This is a genomic window from Pseudomonas mosselii, assembly GCF_003205295.1.
Lineage (GTDB): Bacteria > Pseudomonadota > Gammaproteobacteria > Pseudomonadales > Pseudomonadaceae > Aquipseudomonas > Aquipseudomonas mosselii_B.
On sequence record NZ_QJRP01000003.1, the window covers coordinates 1 to 17,511 of the forward strand.

Annotated in this window: 16 protein-coding genes and 2 pseudogenes; 7 read left to right on the plus strand and 11 right to left on the minus strand. The window is 64.1% G+C overall.

Going from position 1 to position 17,511, the window contains the following annotated elements:
- Positions 1 to 198 precede the first annotated feature (198 nt).
- The 7 genes from pip (at position 199) to DMX06_RS03590 (ending at position 9,121) form a co-directional block, all read left to right on the plus strand.
- Positions 199 to 1,170, plus strand: a complete 972-nt coding sequence (pip, locus tag DMX06_RS03560) for a prolyl aminopeptidase (protein ID WP_046853900.1) — start codon at positions 199 to 201, stop codon at positions 1,168 to 1,170.
- Positions 1,167 to 1,604 (plus strand): D-aminoacyl-tRNA deacylase, encoded by a 438-nt coding sequence (gene dtd, locus DMX06_RS03565; RefSeq protein WP_110734678.1) that lies wholly within the window; start codon positions 1,167 to 1,169, stop codon positions 1,602 to 1,604. Before pip ends, dtd begins: the two co-directional genes overlap by 4 nt.
- 263 nt (positions 1,605 to 1,867) lie before the next feature.
- On the plus strand, positions 1,868 to 3,604 hold the full coding sequence (locus DMX06_RS03570; RefSeq protein WP_220037403.1) for a glucan biosynthesis protein G: 1,737 nt from the start codon (positions 1,868 to 1,870) through the stop codon (positions 3,602 to 3,604).
- Entirely contained in the window at positions 3,597 to 6,164 is a 2,568-nt protein-coding gene (gene mdoH / locus DMX06_RS03575) for a glucans biosynthesis glucosyltransferase MdoH (protein ID WP_110734682.1), read from the plus strand. Before DMX06_RS03570 ends, mdoH begins: the two co-directional genes overlap by 8 nt.
- Before the next feature lie 232 nt (positions 6,165 to 6,396).
- A complete protein-coding gene (locus DMX06_RS03580) occupies positions 6,397 to 7,194 on the plus strand; it encodes a transporter substrate-binding domain-containing protein (RefSeq protein ID WP_110735164.1) in 798 nt (265 codons plus the stop codon).
- A 237-nt stretch (positions 7,195 to 7,431) separates the two neighbouring features.
- A complete protein-coding gene (locus DMX06_RS03585; RefSeq protein ID WP_110734684.1) occupies positions 7,432 to 8,394 on the plus strand; it encodes an amino acid ABC transporter permease in 963 nt (320 codons plus the stop codon).
- On the plus strand, positions 8,387 to 9,121 hold the full coding sequence (locus DMX06_RS03590; RefSeq protein WP_110735167.1) for an amino acid ABC transporter ATP-binding protein: 735 nt from the start codon (positions 8,387 to 8,389) through the stop codon (positions 9,119 to 9,121). Before DMX06_RS03585 ends, DMX06_RS03590 begins: the two co-directional genes overlap by 8 nt.
- Positions 9,122 to 9,220: 99 nt before the next feature.
- On the opposite strand, the gene DMX06_RS03595 is transcribed toward DMX06_RS03590, so the two are convergent.
- From DMX06_RS03595 to hisI, 11 genes and pseudogenes are all read right to left on the minus strand, one after another.
- The gene (locus DMX06_RS03595) at positions 9,221 to 10,159 is read right to left on the minus strand and encodes an RHS repeat-associated core domain-containing protein (protein ID WP_110734686.1); all 939 of its coding nucleotides are present in this window, start codon (positions 10,157 to 10,159) and stop codon (positions 9,221 to 9,223) included.
- A 187-nt stretch (positions 10,160 to 10,346) separates the two neighbouring features.
- A complete protein-coding gene (locus tag DMX06_RS26715; protein WP_375538082.1) occupies positions 10,347 to 11,240 on the minus strand; it encodes a methyl-accepting chemotaxis protein in 894 nt (297 codons plus the stop codon).
- A gap of 9 nt (positions 11,241 to 11,249) precedes the next feature.
- Positions 11,250 to 12,341 (minus strand): annotated as a pseudogene (locus DMX06_RS26720) (methyl-accepting chemotaxis protein); the annotation flags it as partial.
- Positions 12,342 to 12,445: 104 nt separating this feature from the next.
- Positions 12,446 to 13,318, minus strand: a complete 873-nt coding sequence (locus DMX06_RS26950; protein WP_446033102.1) for a methyl-accepting chemotaxis protein — start codon at positions 13,316 to 13,318, stop codon at positions 12,446 to 12,448.
- A pseudogene (locus DMX06_RS26955) lies at positions 13,301 to 14,362 on the minus strand (methyl-accepting chemotaxis protein); the annotation flags it as partial. The gene DMX06_RS26950 and the pseudogene DMX06_RS26955, both read right to left, overlap by 18 nt.
- A 99-nt stretch (positions 14,363 to 14,461) precedes the next feature.
- Positions 14,462 to 15,169: a 16S rRNA (uracil(1498)-N(3))-methyltransferase gene (locus DMX06_RS03610; RefSeq protein ID WP_110734692.1), complete on the minus strand. Its 708-nt coding sequence runs from the start codon at positions 15,167 to 15,169 to the stop codon at positions 14,462 to 14,464.
- Positions 15,166 to 15,957 carry a twin-arginine translocase subunit TatC gene (gene tatC / locus DMX06_RS03615; RefSeq protein WP_110734694.1) on the minus strand — a complete coding sequence of 264 codons (792 nt, stop codon included), beginning with the start codon at positions 15,955 to 15,957 and terminating at the stop codon, positions 15,166 to 15,168. The genes DMX06_RS03610 and tatC overlap by 4 nt, the downstream gene beginning before the upstream one ends.
- Positions 15,954 to 16,322 carry a Sec-independent protein translocase protein TatB gene (tatB, locus tag DMX06_RS03620; protein ID WP_110734696.1) on the minus strand — a complete coding sequence of 123 codons (369 nt, stop codon included), beginning with the start codon at positions 16,320 to 16,322 and terminating at the stop codon, positions 15,954 to 15,956. The genes tatC and tatB overlap by 4 nt, the downstream gene beginning before the upstream one ends.
- A gap of 3 nt (positions 16,323 to 16,325) precedes the next feature.
- Positions 16,326 to 16,598, minus strand: coding sequence for a twin-arginine translocase TatA/TatE family subunit (locus DMX06_RS03625; RefSeq protein ID WP_028688374.1), 273 nt, complete (start codon positions 16,596 to 16,598; stop codon positions 16,326 to 16,328).
- Positions 16,599 to 16,765: 167 nt separating this feature from the next.
- Positions 16,766 to 17,101 carry a phosphoribosyl-ATP diphosphatase gene (locus DMX06_RS03635; protein WP_050707262.1) on the minus strand — a complete coding sequence of 112 codons (336 nt, stop codon included), beginning with the start codon at positions 17,099 to 17,101 and terminating at the stop codon, positions 16,766 to 16,768.
- 1 nt (position 17,102) lies between these two features.
- Complete coding sequence (gene hisI / locus DMX06_RS03640; protein ID WP_050707261.1) at positions 17,103 to 17,495, minus strand: phosphoribosyl-AMP cyclohydrolase; 393 nt, start codon at positions 17,493 to 17,495, stop codon at positions 17,103 to 17,105.
- Positions 17,496 to 17,511: the final 16 nt, after the last annotated feature.

A 17,511-nucleotide genomic window follows, 5' to 3' on the forward strand; every position in this document is an offset into this window, starting at 1 on the left:
GTCCGTGCATGATGGGTGGGGCACGGACTATGGGCGGGCCTTGGTGGCTCGGTGGGGTAGATAGGTCTGCCAGGTACAGGGTATTCCCGGACCGCTCCGGGGCCGGTTGCGCATAACGGTTGCCATGGATGCATGCTCAAAGCGCAATTCGGGTTTATGATGCCAGGCGGCAGACTAAATCCTCACACGGAGTGCGCAATGCAGACCCTGTACCCGCAGATCAAACCCTACGCCCGGCACGATCTGGCCGTGGAAGCGCCGCATGTGCTGTATGTCGACGAGAGCGGCTCGCCGGAAGGTCTGCCCGTGGTGTTCATCCACGGTGGGCCGGGCGCGGGTTGCGATGCCCAGAGCCGTTGCTATTTCGACCCCAACCTGTACCGCATCATCACCTTCGACCAGCGCGGCTGTGGCCGCTCCACGCCCCACGCGAGCCTGGAGAACAACACCACCTGGCACCTGGTCGAGGACCTGGAGCGTATTCGCGAGCATCTGGGCATCGACAAGTGGGTGCTGTTCGGCGGCTCCTGGGGCTCCACCCTGGCGCTGGCTTACGCCCAGACCCACCCCGAGCGCGTGCATGGCCTGATCCTGCGTGGCATCTTCCTGTGCCGCCCGCAGGAGATCAGCTGGTTCTACCAGGAGGGCGCCAGCCGCCTGTTCCCCGACTACTGGCAGGACTACATCGCGCCGATCCCGCCGGAAGAGCGCGGCGACCTGGTCAAGGCCTTCCACAAGCGCCTGACCGGCAACGACCAGATCGCCCAGATGCATGCCGCCAAAGCCTGGTCCACCTGGGAGGGCCGCACCGCGACCCTGCGCCCCAACCCGCTGGTAGTCGACCGCTTCTCCGAGCCGCAGCGTGCCCTGTCGATCGCCCGCATCGAATGCCATTACTTCACCAACAATGCCTTCCTCGAGCAGGACCAGCTGATCCGCGACATGCCGAAGATCGCCCATCTGCCGGCGGTGATCGTGCATGGCCGCTACGACGTGATCTGCCCGTTGGACAACGCCTGGGAGCTGCACCAGGCTTGGCCGAACAGCGAGCTGAAGGTGATTCGCGACGCCGGCCATGCCGCCTCCGAGCCCGGCATTACCGACGCCCTGGTGCGCGCCGCCGACCAGATGGCCCGGCGCCTGCTCGACCTGCCCCTGGAAGAAGCATGAAGGGGCTGATCCAGCGCGTGCGCGGCGCCCGGGTGGAGGTGGCGGGGGAAATCGTCGGCGCCATCGACCAGGGGTTGCTGGCGCTGGTGGCGGTCGAGCCTGACGATTCGCCCGAGCAGGCCGACAAGCTGTTGCACAAGCTGCTGAACTACCGGGTGTTCAGCGACGAGCAAGGCAAGATGAACCGCTCGCTCAAGGATGTCGGTGGCGGCCTGCTGCTGGTGTCGCAGTTCACCCTGGCCGCCGACACCCGCAACGGCATGCGCCCGAGCTTCTCGACGGCTGCGCCACCGGCTCTGGGCGCCGAACTTTTCGACTATTTGCTGCGCCAGGCACAGGGTCAGCACCCGGTTGTGGCCAGTGGTCGCTTCGGTGCCGACATGCAGGTGCATCTGGTCAATGATGGCCCGGTAACATTTATGTTACAAATATGAGGTCAAAAAACCCTTTGTTTGTCGAAAAACAAGGGGTTTTGTACGATAAATAGTTTGTTCAGCCTGATGCGTTGTAACGCGACCTGCTGGATAATCGCGCGCTGCATGAACCTGCGTTCGCAGGTTCGTTTCACTTTGACTCGAGCATTGTCAGGATCCGTTTGGGGAATCATTAGGCCCTTGCGGGGTCCGAACAGTGCTCGCCAACCCGGCATTGGTCGCTGGCCGTTGGTTTCATGATCTGTTTTCGGCGAGGATTGCTCGTGATTGTAAGCCCCTGTATTGCACCTAGAATCCCCGGTACCCGGCTGCGCAAGGCCATGTTGGCCGGCGTGGCGCTGGTCGGCCTGTTGAGCGCGGGCCAGCTGTGGGCATTCAATCTGGACGACGTTGCAGCCAAGGCAAAGGATCTGGCCGGTCAGAAGTTCGAAGCACCGAAGAGCAACCTGCCACCGGTGTTCCGCGACATGAAGTACGCCGACTACCAGAAGATTCGCTTCCTGCAGGAAAAGGCCGAGTGGGCCAAGGACAAGACGCCGTTCAAGCTGTCCTTCTACCACCAGGGCATGCACTTCGACACACCGGTGACCATCAACGAGATCACCGCCAACAAGGTCAAGGAAATCAAGTACGACCCGAGCCGCTTCGAGTTCGGTGACGTGCCGCACGACGCCGACGCTACCAAGAACCTCGGCTACGCCGGTTTCCGCGTGCTCTACCCGATCAACAAGGCCGACAAGCAGGACGAGATCATGACCCTGCTCGGCGCCAGCTACTTCCGCGTGGTCGGCAAGGGCCACCGTTACGGCCTGTCGGCCCGTGGCCTGGCAATCGACACCGCGCTGCCGTCCGGCGAGGAGTTCCCGCGCTTTCGCGAGTTCTGGATCGAAAAGCCCAAGCCGAACGACAAGCACCTGGTCATCTATGCGCTGCTCGACTCGCCGCGCTCCACTGGCGCCTACAAGCTGACCCTGCGCCCGGGCGAGGACACCCTGGTCGACGTCAAGTCGCGGGTCTACCTGCGTGACAACGTCAGTCGCCTGGGCATCGCCCCGCTGACCAGCATGTACCTGTTCGGCCCCAACCAACCGTCGAAAGTCATGAACTACCGTCCGGCCCTGCACGATTCCGAAGGCCTGTCGATCCACGCCGGCAATGGCGAGTGGCTGTGGCGTCCGCTGAACAACCCGAAACACCTGGCCGTGAGCAACTTCAGCGTCGAGAACCCGCGTGGTTTCGGCCTGCTGCAGCGCCAGCGCGACTTCAGCGACTACGAAGACCTCGACGACGAATACGAGAAGCGCCCGAGCGCCTGGATCGAGCCGAAGGGCGACTGGGGCAAGGGTACCGTCGACCTGGTCGAGATTCCGACCGCCGACGAGACCAACGACAACATCGTGGCCTTCTGGAGCCCGGAAAAGCTGCCGGAAGTAGGCAAGCCGTTCGAGTACGACTACCGCCTGCGCTGGACCATCAAGGAAGATCAGCTGCACTCGCCTGAGCTGGGTTGGGTCAAGCAGACCCTGCGCTCCACCGGCGACGTCAAGCAGTCCAACCTGATCCGTCAGCCCGATGGCACCATCGCCTTCCTGGTCGACTTCATCGGCCCAAACCTGGCAACCCTGCCGGCCGACACCGCCGTGCGCAGCCAGGTCAGCGTCGGCGACAACGCCGAAGTGGTCGAGAACAACCTGCGCTACAACACGGAAACCAAGGGCTGGCGCCTGACCCTGCGCCTGAAGGTGCAGGATCCGAAGAAATCCACCGAGATGCGTGCCGCGCTGCTGCGCGACGTTCCGGTCGAGCAGCCCAAGCCGGCCAAGGATGCCAAGCAGGACAAGGCCGCGGCCAAGCATGCTCACGCCAAGGCCGAGAAAGCCAAGGCCGAGAAGGCTGCCGAGCAACCCGCCGCCGATGCGGCATCCACCAACGGGACCCCGGCCACCACCGAGAAAGTGCTGACCGAGACCTGGAGCTATCAGTTGCCTGCCGATGAGTAACTCAAGCGCAAGGCCGGAATCGCTGAGCGAGTACCTGGCCCACCTTCCCCTGAGCGACGAGCAGCGTGCGGAACTCGCCCGCTGCACCTCCTTCAGCGAGTTGCACCAACACCTGGCGGCCCAACCGGCCGCCGGCACCACCGAGGCCGCCCAGGCTTCGGTGGGCTCCCGTCTTACCGTCGGCAGCGCCGCCGAGCTGGAAGAAGCCGAGATGCTCGGCGTCGATGCCGGCGGGCGGCTGTGCCTGAAGATCGCGCCGCCGATCAAGCGCACCAAGGTCGTGCCCGAGCCGTGGCGCACCAACATCCTGATCCGCATGTGGCGCCGCATGACCGGCCGCACCAACGCCCCGCAGCCGCCCAAGCGCGAGCTGCCGCCGGCACGCTGGCGCACGGTCGGCTCGATCCGCCGCTACATCCTGCTGACCCTGATGATCGGCCAGACCCTCGTCGCCGGCTGGTACATGAAGGGCATCCTGCCGTACCAGGGCTGGTCGTTCGTCGATCTCGACGAAATTCTCAACCAGCCGCTGTGGGACACGGTGGTGCAGGTGTGGCCGTATGCGCTGCAGACCTCCATCCTGGTCCTGTTCGGTATCCTGTTCTGCTGGGTGTCTGCGGGCTTCTGGACCGCCCTGATGGGTTTCCTCGAGCTGCTCACCGGGCGTGACAAGTACAAGATTTCCGGCAGCAGCGCCGGCAACGAGCCGATCGCGCCCGAGGCGCGCACCGCGCTGGTGATGCCGATCTGCAATGAAGACGTGCCACGGGTGTTCGCCGGCCTGCGCGCCACCTTCGAGTCGGTGGCTGCCAGCGGCAACCTCGACCGCTTCGACTTCTTCGTGCTCAGCGACACCAACGACACCGACATCGCCGTTGCCGAACAACAGGCCTGGCTCGACGTGTGCCGTGAAACCAAGGGCTTCGGCCGTATCTTCTACCGCCGCCGTCGGCGCCGGGTGAAGCGCAAGAGCGGCAACCTCGACGACTTCTGCCGTCGCTGGGGCGGCGAGTACAAGTACATGGTCGTGCTCGACGCCGACAGCGTCATGAGCGGCGAATGCCTGAGCAGCCTGGTGCGCCTGATGGAGGCCAACCCGGACGCCGGCATCATCCAGACCGGGCCGAAAGCCTCGGGCATGGACACCTTGTACGCACGCATGCAGCAGTTCGCCACCCGCGTGTACGGCCCGCTGTTCACCGCCGGCCTGCACTTCTGGCAGCTGGGCGAGTCGCACTACTGGGGCCACAACGCGATCATCCGCATGAAGCCGTTCATCGAGCACTGCGCCCTGGCGCCGTTGCCGGGCAAGGGCGCGTTCGCCGGTGCGATCCTCTCCCACGACTTCGTCGAAGCGGCGCTGATGCGCCGTGCCGGCTGGGGCGTGTGGATCGCCTACGACCTGCCGGGCAGCTACGAAGAACTGCCGCCGAACCTGCTCGACGAACTCAAGCGCGATCGTCGCTGGTGCCACGGCAACCTGATGAACTTCCGCCTGTTCCTGGTCAAGGGCATGCACCCGGTGCACCGCGCGGTGTTCCTCACCGGGGTGATGTCGTACCTGTCGGCGCCGCTGTGGTTCCTGTTCCTGGTGCTGTCGACCGCGCTGCTGGCGACCAACACCCTGATGGAGCCGCAGTACTTCATCGAGCCGTTCCAGCTCTACCCGCTGTGGCCGCAGTGGCACCCGGAGAAGGCCATCGCGCTGTTCTCCACCACCATCGTGCTGCTGTTCCTGCCCAAGCTGCTCAGCATCATCCTGATCTGGGCCAAGGGCGCCACCGAGTTCGGTGGGCGCATCAAGGTCACCCTGTCGATGCTGATGGAGATGCTGTTCTCCATGTTGCTGGCACCGGTGCGGATGATTTTCCACACCCGCTTCGTGCTGGCCGCGTTCCTCGGCTGGGCCGCGACCTGGAACTCGCCGCAGCGTGACGACGACTCCACCCCGTGGAGCGAAGCGGTGCGTCGCCATGGTCCGCAGACCCTGCTGGGTATCGCCTGGGCTGCGCTGGTGGCCTGGTTGAACCCGAGCTTCCTGTGGTGGCTGGCGCCGATCGTCGGCTCGCTGGTGCTGTCGATCCCGGTGTCGGTGATCTCCAGCCGCACGCGCCTGGGCCTGGCGGCCAAGGACGAGAAGCTGTTCCTCATTCCCGAGGAATACGCTACGCCCCAGGAGCTGCTGGCCACCGACCAGTACACCCACGAGAACCGCTGGCACGCCCTGCACGACGGCTTCGTCCGTGCCGTGGTCGACCCGCGTCAGAATGCCCTGGCCTGCGCCATGGCCACGGCGCGTCACGGCCAGGCGGCACCGATCGAGGCGTTGCGTGCCGAGCGTGTGGCCAAGGCGCTGGAAGTCGGCCCGAAAGGCCTGGACCTGAACACCCGCCTGGCGCTGCTCAGCGACCCGGTGGCGCTGTCGCGCCTGCACGAGCAGGTATGGGCCGGGCACCACGCGGCGTGGATCGATGTGTGGCGGGCGTCCATCGCCAACGATCCGCACTCGCCGCTGCTGCCGCTGCATCCGCAGAACGTGGCCCAGCCAGCCTTGGCTTGAGCCCGTTGCTCCGATAATCGCGGGGCCAGCCCGCTCCCACGCCATCACAACGGTGCGTGGGAGCGGGCTGGCCCCGCGATGCTTTCTGGTCGATTTTGGCCAACAAAGTCCCCCACGGCTCTAGGTCCCAGCTCACGCATGCGTTAGCATCCGTCCCGATATTGCGCATCGGTCTGTCGGACCGTGCTTACAAGAAAAATCTGCGTACTTCTTGCTAGGGGACTTGGTGATGATTAAGAAATACCTGTCGCGACTGCTGGTAGGTGCGACCGCCTTGATCGCGGTAACCGCCGCCCAGGCCGGCGCCATCGACGATGCGGTCAAGCGTGGCACCCTGCGCGTGGGCATGGACCCGACCTACATGCCGTTCGAAATGACCAACAAGCGCGGTGAGATCATCGGCTTCGAAGTCGACATCCTCAAGGCCATGGCCAAGTCCATGGGCGTCAAGCTGGAGATGGTTTCCACCGCCTACGACGGTATCATCCCGGCCCTGATGACCGACAAGTTCGACTTCATCGGCAGCGGCATGACCCTGACCCAGGAGCGCAACCTGCGCCTGAACTTCAGCGAACCCTTCATCGTCGTCGGCCAGACCCTGCTGATCCGCAAGGAACTGGCGGGCGAGATCAAGTCGTACAAGGACCTGAACAACGAGAAGTACCGCCTCACCTCCAAGCTCGGCACCACCGGCGAGATGGTCGCGAAGAAGCTGATCGGCAAGGCCAAGTACCACGGCTACGACAACGAGCAGGAAGGGGTGATGGACGTGGTCAACGGCAAGGCCGATGCCTTCGTCTACGACTCGCCCTACAACGTGGTGGCGGTGGAGAAGGCCGGCGCCGGCAAGCTGGTGTTCCTGGAAGAGCCCTTCACCTACGAGCCGCTGGCCTTCGGCCTGAAGAAGGGCGACTACGACAGCATCAACTACATCAACAACTTCCTGCACCAGATCAAGCATGACGGGACCTACGATCGTATTCACGACAAGTGGTTCAAGAGCAAGGAATGGCTGAAGGAAATGGAATAAGGGTCGGGCCAAAAGCCTAGACTTTGATCCCAACGCGCAGGTTGGACTGAGGGCGGTAGATCGAGGACAGCGGATGTTTTCGCTGGCCTCTTCGCGGGTAAACCCGCTCCCACAGGGTTTGGCTACATCTGTGGGAGTGGGTTTACCCGCGAAGAGGCCGGCAAGTACAACGCACGCTCCACGGGCTATCGCTAAAGCTCCACCCGGCGCGTTTCTTTTTTTGTGGAAGTACCCCAAGTGATCAAACACAAGAAAGCACAGTGGCCCTGGCATGGGCTGACCGCGCTGGTCCTGGTGGGCCTGGCGATCAGCCTGTACCTGGCCACCTCGATGATTTCCTACGAGTGGCGCTGGAACCGCGTTCCGCAATACTTCGCCTACAAGGCCGAGGAAACCCAGCGTGCCGCCAACCCGGGCACGGTCGAGGAAATCGTGGTGTCCGGCGACAACGCCCGGCTCACCCTGAAGGATGAGAGCGGCGACACACAGGTCATCGAGGTGGCCAAGGACAGCATGCTGCTGGCCCGTGGTGATGACGTCGCCGAGGGCGATGCCATTGGCGTCACCCGCCACTGGGCCGCCGGCCCCTTGGCCTGGGGCCTGTGGACCACGCTGTGGATCTCGGTGATCTCCGGCGCCCTGGGCCTGGTGATCGGCCTGTTCGCCGGGCTGTGCCGGCTGTCGAGCAATCCCACCCTGCGCGACCTGTCCACGGTGTATGTCGAACTGGTACGCGGCACGCCGCTGCTGGTGCAGATCTTCATCTTCTACTTCTTCATCGGCACCGTGCTCAACCTGTCACGCGAGTTCGCCGGAGTGGCGGCGCTGGCGCTGTTCACCGGAGCCTACGTGGCCGAGATCGTCCGTGCCGGTGTGCAGTCGATCGCCAAGGGGCAAAACGAGGCGGCGCGTTCGCTGGGCCTGAACGGTGCCCAGTCGATGCGCCACGTGATCTTGCCGCAGGCGTTCAAACGCGTGCTGCCACCGCTGGCCGGGCAGTTCATCAGCCTGGTCAAGGACACGTCGCTGGTGTCGGTGATCGCCATCACCGAGCTGACCAAGAGCGGCCGCGAGGCCATCACCACCTCGTTCTCGACCTTTGAGATCTGGTTCTGCGTGGCGGGCCTGTACCTGCTGATCAACCTGCCGCTGTCGCACATCGCCAGCCGGCTCGAGCGGAGGCTTGCGCAAAGTGATTGAAGTCCGTGACCTGCTTAAAGTCTTCGACACCCGCGGCCAGGTGGTGCGCGCGGTGGACAATGTCACCACCCAGGTCGCCAAGGGCGAGGTGGTGGTGGTGCTGGGGCCTTCGGGCTCGGGCAAGTCGACCTTCCTGCGCTGCCTGAACGGCCTGGAGCATTTCGACGAGGGCCATGTGGCCATCGACGGCCTGCAACTGGACGACCCGAAGACCGATATCAACGCCTATCGCCGTGAAGTCGGCATGGTGTTCCAGCACTTCAACCTGTTCCCGCACATGACCGTGCTGGAGAACCTGTGCCTGGCGCAGAAGGTGGTGCGCAAGCGCAACAAGGCCGAGCGCGAGGCCAAGGCCCGGGCGTTGCTGGAAAAGGTCGGTATCGCGCAGAAGGCCAACGAGTATCCGTCGCGTCTTTCCGGCGGGCAGCAGCAGCGGGTGGCCATTGCCCGGGCCCTGGCGATGGACCCGAAGGTGATGTTGTTTGACGAGCCAACTTCGGCGCTTGATCCGGAAATGGTCGGCGAGGTGCTGGATGTGATGAAGACCTTGGCCCAGGAAGGCATGACCATGGTCTGCGTGACGCACGAGATGGGCTTTGCCCGGGAAGTGGCGGATCGGGTGTTGTTCTTTGATCACGGGAAGTTGCTGGAAGATTCGCCGCCGCAGCAGTTCTTTGCTGCGCCGAAGGACCTGCGTGCCCAGGCGTTCCTGCGCCAGGTACTGTAGGGGGAGTAGCCGCCCATGCCCGGTAATGGCCGCCTGGCAGCAACGGTGTGGGGGCGGTGGACCACCGCTCCCACGAGCCCTGTGAAGCTTTAACCAGGGCTACTGCCGTATGCGGTAGCTGTCATATGCTGAGTTCCAGTGCTGACGATCAATAGCGCTCACAGCCGCTTGCGCGGTGTTCAGCGCTTCGAAAAATGCAGTTAGCTCCATAATCTGCAAGGGTAGGAGTTCAGCTATTTTCTGGTGAACTTTGTAAGCGTAGGAAGCATAATCCACGGTTAATCCGATAATTTCTTCCATTTTTGCCGGGCTGAGATTGAGGTATGCTTGATGCGCCGGCCCGCCTTCACTTGTATAGGGTAGTAGTTGATGTAGTAAACGCCCTGCTGTTTGGGTACCGATTTCTCCATTTTGGTATCGCGTCGATATCGACAGCGTCTCTGCGAGTTCGTTTTTTTTGTCGTTAATGCGTCTTAACTCGTTAGAGAGTTTGTGGATTTCGGATGTTCTGGCCTTATATCTTTCTCTTGTTATGTTTGCGGCGGCTACAGACTTATCTGCATGTGAAATGAGGGTTTGTTGAGCGAGTTGCTTAAGAGTCGGAACGTTTCCAGACGGGTCGCTATAGTTGATCGGGTCGCCTTTGCAATAGGCATAGGCATTGTAGTTTCGCTGTAAAAACACCCCGATCCGATCTGGAGAATAAAAACGCATGAGCCTGGGGCTGTAAATACGGTTGCCATGCCCCAGCAGATAAAGGCCTGCCTGCTCCAGGTATTCGCCGTTATAAGCCAGCAGGTTCTGCGCGCAACCGGGTGGCAGGTCACCATAGGGCGTATAGGCGTTGTTTTGCTGGACTGGGTCCGGGTCGGTCAGCAGAATCGATTTGGATGAGTCGATCGCCAGCAGTTTGGATTGCGCCAGGGCGTATTGTCGAGCATGCGGTGGACTACCCAGCGCGAAAAATAATTTTTTTGCATATCGGAAGTATTTTTTATTCACCTTTGGCGCTCCAGTCATGAAGGGCGAATTCTTCATGTAGTCTCGTCCAAGTACCGGAGCTCGGAAAACTAACAAAAATGTCAGGTCGAGCGAGCCCACGCTGAGTCCCAGACCGGCGGCTTTTCATTCATGCTGTGCATCACGTCCTGCGACATAGCGTTTATCAGGGAAGGTTTCAGTCGCGAACGCCGATGGACCGGCGCCGCGACGACACTGATCTGCGTTACAGGCTGAACTTACCAACCATCCCCCGAAGTTCCCGCCCCAATTCCTCCAACTCGACGCAAGATGCCGCGGACCGTTCGCTGGCCAGGCTGGTCTGCTCCGAAACATCCCGCACATTGATCACGCTACGGTTGATCTGTTCGGCCACCACGCTCTGCTGCTCACTGGCCGTGGCGATCTGCTGGTTCATGCCCTGGATCGTCGACACCGTCTCGGTAATCTGCCCAAGCGCGGCGCCGGCCTTGCGGCTAAGCTCGACGCTTTGTCCGGTCAGGCGCTTGCTGTCGTCCAACAGACCGGTGACCTCGTCAGTGCCACGGTGCAGGCTGTCGATCAGCAGCTCGATCTCCTCGGTCGACTGCTGCGTGCGCTGGGCCAGGCCGCGCACCTCGTCGGCCACCACGGCGAAACCGCGCCCGGCCTCGCCGGCCCGGGCCGCCTCGATGGCGGCGTTCAGTGCCAGCAGGTTGGTCTGCTCGGACACCGACTTGATCACATCGAGAATCGAACCGATGCGCTGACTTTCACCGGCCAGGTGACCCATGGACGTCAGGCAATGGTCCATCTGCCCGGCCAACTGCTCGATGCGGGCAATCGCCTCGGCCACCACCTGGTCGCCCAGCTGGGCCTGACGGTCGGCGGCGGTGGCCGCCTGCGAGGCCTGCTCGGCGTTCTGCGCGACCTCCTGCACCGTGGCGCTCATCTGGTTCATGGCCGTGGCCACCTGGTCGGTCTCCTCGCGCTGCTGGCCGATGCGCTCGCGGGTGTCCACACTGGCTCCGGCCAGTGCGGTCGTGGCCCGGGACAGGTGACCGACGCCCTGGTCGATGCCGCCGAGCAGCTCGCGCAGGCTCAAGGTCATCTCCCGCATGCTCGTCTGCAACTGGCCCATCTCGTCGCGACGCTGCACCGTCTGCACCTCGCTGAGGTCGCCACGGGCGATGCGCGCGGCCTGGGCCAGCACTTGTCGCAGGGGTTGGGTTACCTGCCGGGTGATCAGCCAGGCGGCCAGGATGCCGAACAGCAACGCCAGCACGGCCACGCTGGTCAGCAACGAACGGTCGGCCAGGGCCTCGTTGTCGCGCTGCTCGACCTTGCGCTCGCTCAGTTCACGGCTCACGGCCTGCAGCTCGTCGCCCATCTTCTCCATGCCGTCCTGCAACTGTTCGACCTTGAGCGCGGTGTCGCGGTATTGGCGCAGGGTGTTGCGGTAGCGGTCCAGTTCCACCTGTGGGCGTTGGGTCAGCGTAGCGGGCAGCTCCAGTGGTGCGATGGCCTGCAGCAACTGACCCAGGCTGGTGTCCGCCGCCTGCAGCGCGGCATCGCCCATGCTGGCGAAACCGTCCCGGGGCGAGAAGGCATAGGCCGGCACCAGGCTTTGCTGGCTGGCGGACTCGATATGGCGGCCCAGGGTATCCATGAGCCCGACCACGCTGCCCTGCCGGCCGTCGCCCGGCAGCTTCAGCAAGGCCTGGGTCTGCAGCTCGTCGATCACGCTTTCGAGCACGCCCGCCTGCGCCTGCATTGCCGCACGCAAGCCTTCGCGGCTGTCCACGGTGCCTTGCAGGGTGGTGAAGTCGCCCTTCAGACGCTGCAGCAACTGCAGTTTCTGCTCCAGCATCTGTCGTGACGAATCGACTCTGCTGCGTTGCTGCAGCAGGGTCAGGCGGTCGTGCAACTGTTCCAGGATAGCCGCGATGCGTGTCTTGCTGATGTCGTCGGCGAGTACCCGGTAGGTGATGCGCTCGGCGCGCAGGTCCCGGCTCAGGTCGTTGAGTTGGCCGATGTCGCCGAGTTGTTCCGAGCGTTCGATGGCGCCGTCCAGCGCACTCCAGCCGCTGAGGGTGGTGGCCAGGGTGAGCAGCAGCACCACGGCGAAACCGAGGGCGAGCTTGAGCCCGACGCCGAGGTTGCCGAGTTGGCGGTCAAGGTATCCGAACATGGCAGGTCTCCGTCCAATTGAGAAAAGGCCACGGCGGCATAGTGCCGCCATGACTCTTGCTCATCGGCTGGAAGTCCGTCGGACTGGACCTGCAAATTGAGTAGGAAATTTCCCGGCAGATTGAGGGATAAGGCCTACAGCTCGCAAGCCGCGGATCAGAGCCTGAAACGTCCCACCAAGCCCTGCAGGTGAGTCCCCAGACGGGCCAGCTCGACGCTGGAACTGGCGGTCTCCTCGCTGGCGGCCGAGGTCTGGTCGGAGATGTCGCGCACGTTCATCACGCTGCGGTTGATCTCTTCGGCCACGGCGCTCTGCTGCTCGGCGGCGGTAGCGATCTGCTGGTTCATCGACTGGATCGACGACACGGTACGGGTGATGGTGCCCAGCGAGTCGCCGGCGCGGCGGGTCAGCTCGACGCTGCTGTCGGTCAGGGCGCGGCTGCTGTCCATGACGCTGGCCACGCGTTCGGTACCGGTTTGCAGGCTGGCGATCAGCTCCTCGATCTCCTCGGTGGACTGCTGGGTGCGCTGGGCCAGGCTGCGCACCTCGTCGGCGACCACGGCGAAACCACGGCCCGCCTCGCCGGCGCGGGCGGCCTCGATGGCGGCGTTGAGTGCCAGCAGGTTGGTCTGCTGGGCCACCGACTTGATCACATCGAGCACGCTGCCGATCTTGTCGCTCTCGGCCTTGAGCTGGCTCATCGCTTCGCTGGAATTGACCACCTCGCCGGCCAGGCGCTCGATCTGGCTGATTGCCTCGCCCACCACCTTGTCACCCTCGCGGGCCTGCTGGTCGGCCATCAGCGCCGCTTCCGAGGCCTGCTCGGCGTTGCGTGCCACTTCCTGGACGGTGGCGGCCATCTCGTTCATGGCGGTGGCGACCTGGTCGGTCTCGACCTTCTGGTTGTTGACCCCGGCGCTGGTCTGTTCGGTGACCGCCGACAGTTCCTCGGCGGCGCTGGCGATCTGCGTCACGCCGTCGCCGATGCCGCCGATCAGCTCGCGCAGGCTTTGGGTCATGCGCTGCATGCTGGCCTGCAACTGGCCCAGTTCATCGCGCCGATCGGCCTTGAGGTCCTGGCGCAGGTCGCCGCCGGCCACGCGCTCGGCGGCGGCGAGGGTCTGGCGCAGCGGCACGATGATCTGCCGGGTGATGGCGAAGGCGGCCAGCACCCCCAGCAGCAGGGCCAGGGCGGTGGCGCCGGCCAGCAGGGTCTTGGCCTGCTGGGTGCCCTGGTCGCGCACGGTGGTTTGCGAAACGCTCATTTCCTGACTGGTGACCAGCAGCAGCTGGCCTTGCGCGGACATGCGCGTCAACGCCTGCTCGCTGGCGGCCTGGGCATTGCCGAACTGGTTCACTGCGTCGCGGTAGGCGGCCAGTGCGCTGGCGGCGTCGTCGAGGCTGGCGGCGAACTCGGCCGGGAGTTTGCCTGGCAGCGCCTTGAGCACGGTCACGGCCTGGTCGATGGCGCCGAGCGCCGTCTGCTGGAATTCGGCCTTGCCGCTGTAGGTGTAGCCGCGCACCTGGAAGCGCGCCTGCTGCAACAGGGCGGCGACCTGCACCACCTCCTGGTACTGCTGGATATCACCGCCCTGCAGCAGGCGCTGCTGGACCTTGCCGATCAGCGCGGCGGCCTTGTCGGCGCTGTCGCCCAGGGTGGCGCGGCTGGCCTCGCGGCGCTGGCCGGCCTGCTTGAGCTCGGCGAAGGCCTGCTGGTACTGGCGCACGGCGTCCTGCTGCTTGTCCAGGCGCTGGCGGTCGGCGGGGAGCTCGATCTGGCCAAGCATGAACTGCACCTGGCGCTCTAGGTTGGCCAGGGCCTTTTCCAGTTCCGCCACGGCGGCGTCGTCACGGTTGCGCTCATAGCCCAGGCGGGCCAGGCGCAGGTCCTGGGTGTACTGGTGGATCACCGAGATATTGCCGAGCTTGTCGCCACGGCTGGTGACGCTGTCGATGCCTAGCCAGCCGGTGAAGGTGATGCCGAGGGTGAGCAGCAGCACCAGGCCGAAGCCGATCCCCAACTTGCGATTGACGCTTACATTTCCCAGTGACTGGGCAAACCAACGGTACATAGACGACTCCCCGGCGCGTGGCAGTGCGGATTATTGTTCTGTTGCACAGGCCATCGGCGGGGGACAGGGAAACTTGATGGTAAAAACCTGACCTCTGCGTCAGAAAATTCGAGAGAGCAGGGCGGTGACTGCCGTTTCCACCCGCAGGATGCGATCACCCAGCTGCACCGGGGCCAGCCCGGCCTTGCCGAGCAGCTCGACCTCGTAGGGGATCCAGCCGCCTTCGGGGCCGATCGCCAGGGTCACCGCACCTTCCACGGCGCGGGGGCAGGCAGGGTAGGGGCCGGGATGGCCGACCAGGCCCAGGGTGCCTTCGGCAATGGCGGGCAGGCGGTCTTCGACGAAGGGCTTGAAGCGCTTCTCGATGATCACTTCCGGCAGCACGGTGTCACGTGCCTGCTCCAGGCCGAGAACAAGGTTTTCGCGGATGGTCTCGGGCTGGAGGAACGGCGTCTGCCAGAAGCTCTTCTCGACCTTGTAGCTGTTGACCAGGATCAGCCGCGGCACGCCCAAGGTGGCGACCGTCTGGAACAGCCGACGCAGCATCTTCGGTCGTGGCACGGCCAGCACCAGGGTCAGTGGCAGCTTGGCCGGCGGCGGCTGGTCGAAGGCCACCCGCAGTTCGGCCTCATGGCCCTCAAGGCGGATGACCTCGGCCTTGCCCATCAGGCCGCCGATGCGCCCGACGCGCAGGCTGTCGCCCACCGCCACGCGGTGGATCTCCTGCATGTGGGTGAAGCGGCGATCGGCCAGGACGACACGGTCGGCCGACACGAAGTCGGCCTCTTCAAGAAGCAACAGGTTCACGGTTGGGTCGCAGGCGGCTGGTCGTTGTGGTCGTTGTTCGCTTCGTCCGGCTCGTGGCTACGTTTGCGGATCAGGCTGCCGCACAGCACGCCGACCTCGAACAGCATCCACATGGGCACGGCCAGCAGGGTCTGGGAGAAGATGTCCGGCGGGGTGAGGATCATGCCGACCACGAAGCAGCCGATGATCACGTACGGGCGGATCTTCTTCAGGTACTGCACGTCGACCACGCCGATCCACACCAGCAGCACCACCGCCACCGGAATCTCGAAGGCGACGCCGAAGGCGAAGAACAGAGTCATGACGAAGTCGAGGTAGCTGGAAATGTCGGTCATCATCGACACGCCCTCGGGGGTAGCGCTGGCGAAGAAGCCGAAGATCAGCGGGAACACCAGGAAGTAGGCGAAGGCCATGCCGGCATAGAACAGGAAGATGCTCGATACCAGCAGCGGGATGGCGATGCGCTTTTCGTGGCGGTACAGGCCCGGGGCGATGAAGCCCCAGATCTGCTGCAGGATGAACGGGATCGCCAGGAACAGCGAGACGATCATGGTCAGCTTGAACGGCGTCAGGAACGGCGAGGCCACGTCGGTGGCGATCATCGTCGCGTTGGCCGGCAGGTGCGCGCGCAGCGGCGCCGAGACCAGGGTGTAGATCTGCTGGGCGAAGGAGAACAGCCCGGCGAAGATCAGGAAGATGGCGGCAACGCAGCGCAGCAGGCGGGTGCGCAGCTCGGTCAGGTGCGAGACCAGCGGCATCGGCTGGTCATGTTCCGGATTCTCGCTCATGGGGCTCGTGGCGGTTGGGGCGGCTCGGAGGGTGGCGCCGCGGTCGGCTGCGCGGGGGCGGCTTCGACGGCGGGTGTGGCGGGCGTTTCAGTGCTGGCCGGCGGCTGCGCCGGGGGCGTCAGTGGATTGAGGATACGCTTGGCCTCCTGCTCCATCTGCAGGATGTGCTCGTTGTGCAACTGGCGGCGGATGTCGTCGGCGCCGATCTCGCGCTCGACTTCCATCTTGATCGCGTTGAAGCTGCGCTTGAGGCGGCCGATCCACAGGCCCGCAGTGCGCGCGGCTCCCGGCAGGCGCTCGGGGCCGAGCACCAGCAGGGCGACCAGGCCGACGAGCAGCAGCTCGCTGAAACTGATGCCGAACATGGGTCAGTCTTTCCGCTGCGGCTCTTGGACCGGCTGCGCCTGGCCCTCGATGGTGTGGCCCTGGGCTTGCTGGGCGGTGTTCTGCACCGGCGGAACCGGCTGGGCCGGCGGCGGGGTCTGTTCGGCGGGCTTGGTTTCTTCTTCGTTCATGGCCTTGCGAAAGCCCTTGATCGACTCGCCCAGGTCGCTGCCGAAGTTCTTCAGTTTCTTGGTGCCGAACACCAGCACCACGACGACCAGCAGGACGATCCAGTGTTTCCAGTCAAAAATGCCCATTTCAAGCTCCTGAAAATGTGTGTCTGTCGGCGGGAGCCGAACTGGCTTCCAGAGGGTTTGCAGGACCCTGTGGGAGCGGGTTTACCCGCGAACAAGGGCGAAGCCCTTGCCATGTACCGCGGCGCCTGGTTCGCGGGTGAACCCGCTCCCACAGGGGAATTGAAATCTCAGGCAGAAGGCTGACGCGCAGCCTTCTCGTCATGCCCGGAAAGCCCGAACCGACGCTCCAGCTCGTCAAGCACCGCCTGCGGATGCTGGCCCAGCGCGCTGAGCATGACCAGGCTATGAAACCACAGGTCTGCGGTTTCATAGATGACATCGCTGTAATCCTTGCTGGCGGCGGCATCCTTGGCGGCGATGATGGTCTCGATGGACTCTTCGCCGAGCTTCTCGAGGATCTTGTTCAGGCCCTTGTGATACAGGCTGGCCACGTAGCTGCTGTCCGGCGCCGCGTGCTTGCGTTCTTCCAGCACCTCGGCGAGGCGGTTCAGGGTGTCGCTCATGTCAGTGTCCTGCGCTGTAGATGGCGTCCGGATCCTTCAGGACCGGGTCGACGGTTTTCCACTGGCCGTCCTCGAAGACGCGGTAGAAGCAGCTTTCGCGGCCGGTATGGCAGGCGATATGGCCCAGTTGCTCGACCATCAGGATGATCACGTCGGCGTCGCAGTCCAGGCGCATTTCATGCAGTTTCTGCACATGGCCCGACTCTTCGCCCTTGCGCCACAGCTTGCCCCGCGAGCGCGACCAGTAGATGGCGCGATGCTCGGCGGCGGTCAGGGCGAGGGATTCACGGTTCATCCAGGCCATCATCAGCACGCGCCCGGTCTTGTGGTCCTGGGCGATCGCCGGCACCAGGCCATCGCTGTTCCACTTGATCTCGTCCAGCCAGTCTTTCATCGTCGACTCCAAACCG

Excerpts from the sequence above, each read along its gene's own strand:
- mdoH (WP_110734682.1), top strand. The coding sequence starts at position 3,597 with ATGAGTAACTCAAGCGCAAGGCCGGAATCGCTGAGCGAGTACCTGGCC.
- DMX06_RS26950 (WP_446033102.1), bottom strand. The coding sequence starts at position 13,318 with ATGCAGCGCATGACCCAAAGCCTGCGCGAGCTGATCGGCGGCATCGGC.
- DMX06_RS03595 (WP_110734686.1), bottom strand. The coding sequence starts at position 10,159 with ATGAAGAATTCGCCCTTCATGACTGGAGCGCCAAAGGTGAATAAAAAA.
- DMX06_RS03635 (WP_050707262.1), bottom strand. The coding sequence starts at position 17,101 with ATGAGCGACACCCTGAACCGCCTCGCCGAGGTGCTGGAAGAACGCAAG.
- pip (WP_046853900.1), top strand. The coding sequence starts at position 199 with ATGCAGACCCTGTACCCGCAGATCAAACCCTACGCCCGGCACGATCTG.
- DMX06_RS03625 (WP_028688374.1), bottom strand. The coding sequence starts at position 16,598 with ATGGGCATTTTTGACTGGAAACACTGGATCGTCCTGCTGGTCGTCGTG.
- dtd (WP_110734678.1), top strand. The coding sequence starts at position 1,167 with ATGAAGGGGCTGATCCAGCGCGTGCGCGGCGCCCGGGTGGAGGTGGCG.
- hisI (WP_050707261.1), bottom strand. The coding sequence starts at position 17,495 with ATGAAAGACTGGCTGGACGAGATCAAGTGGAACAGCGATGGCCTGGTG.
- tatB (WP_110734696.1), bottom strand. The coding sequence starts at position 16,322 with ATGTTCGGCATCAGTTTCAGCGAGCTGCTGCTCGTCGGCCTGGTCGCC.
- tatC (WP_110734694.1), bottom strand. The coding sequence starts at position 15,957 with ATGAGCGAGAATCCGGAACATGACCAGCCGATGCCGCTGGTCTCGCAC.
- DMX06_RS26715 (WP_375538082.1), bottom strand. The coding sequence starts at position 11,240 with ATGGGCCAGTTGCAGACGAGCATGCGGGAGATGACCTTGAGCCTGCGC.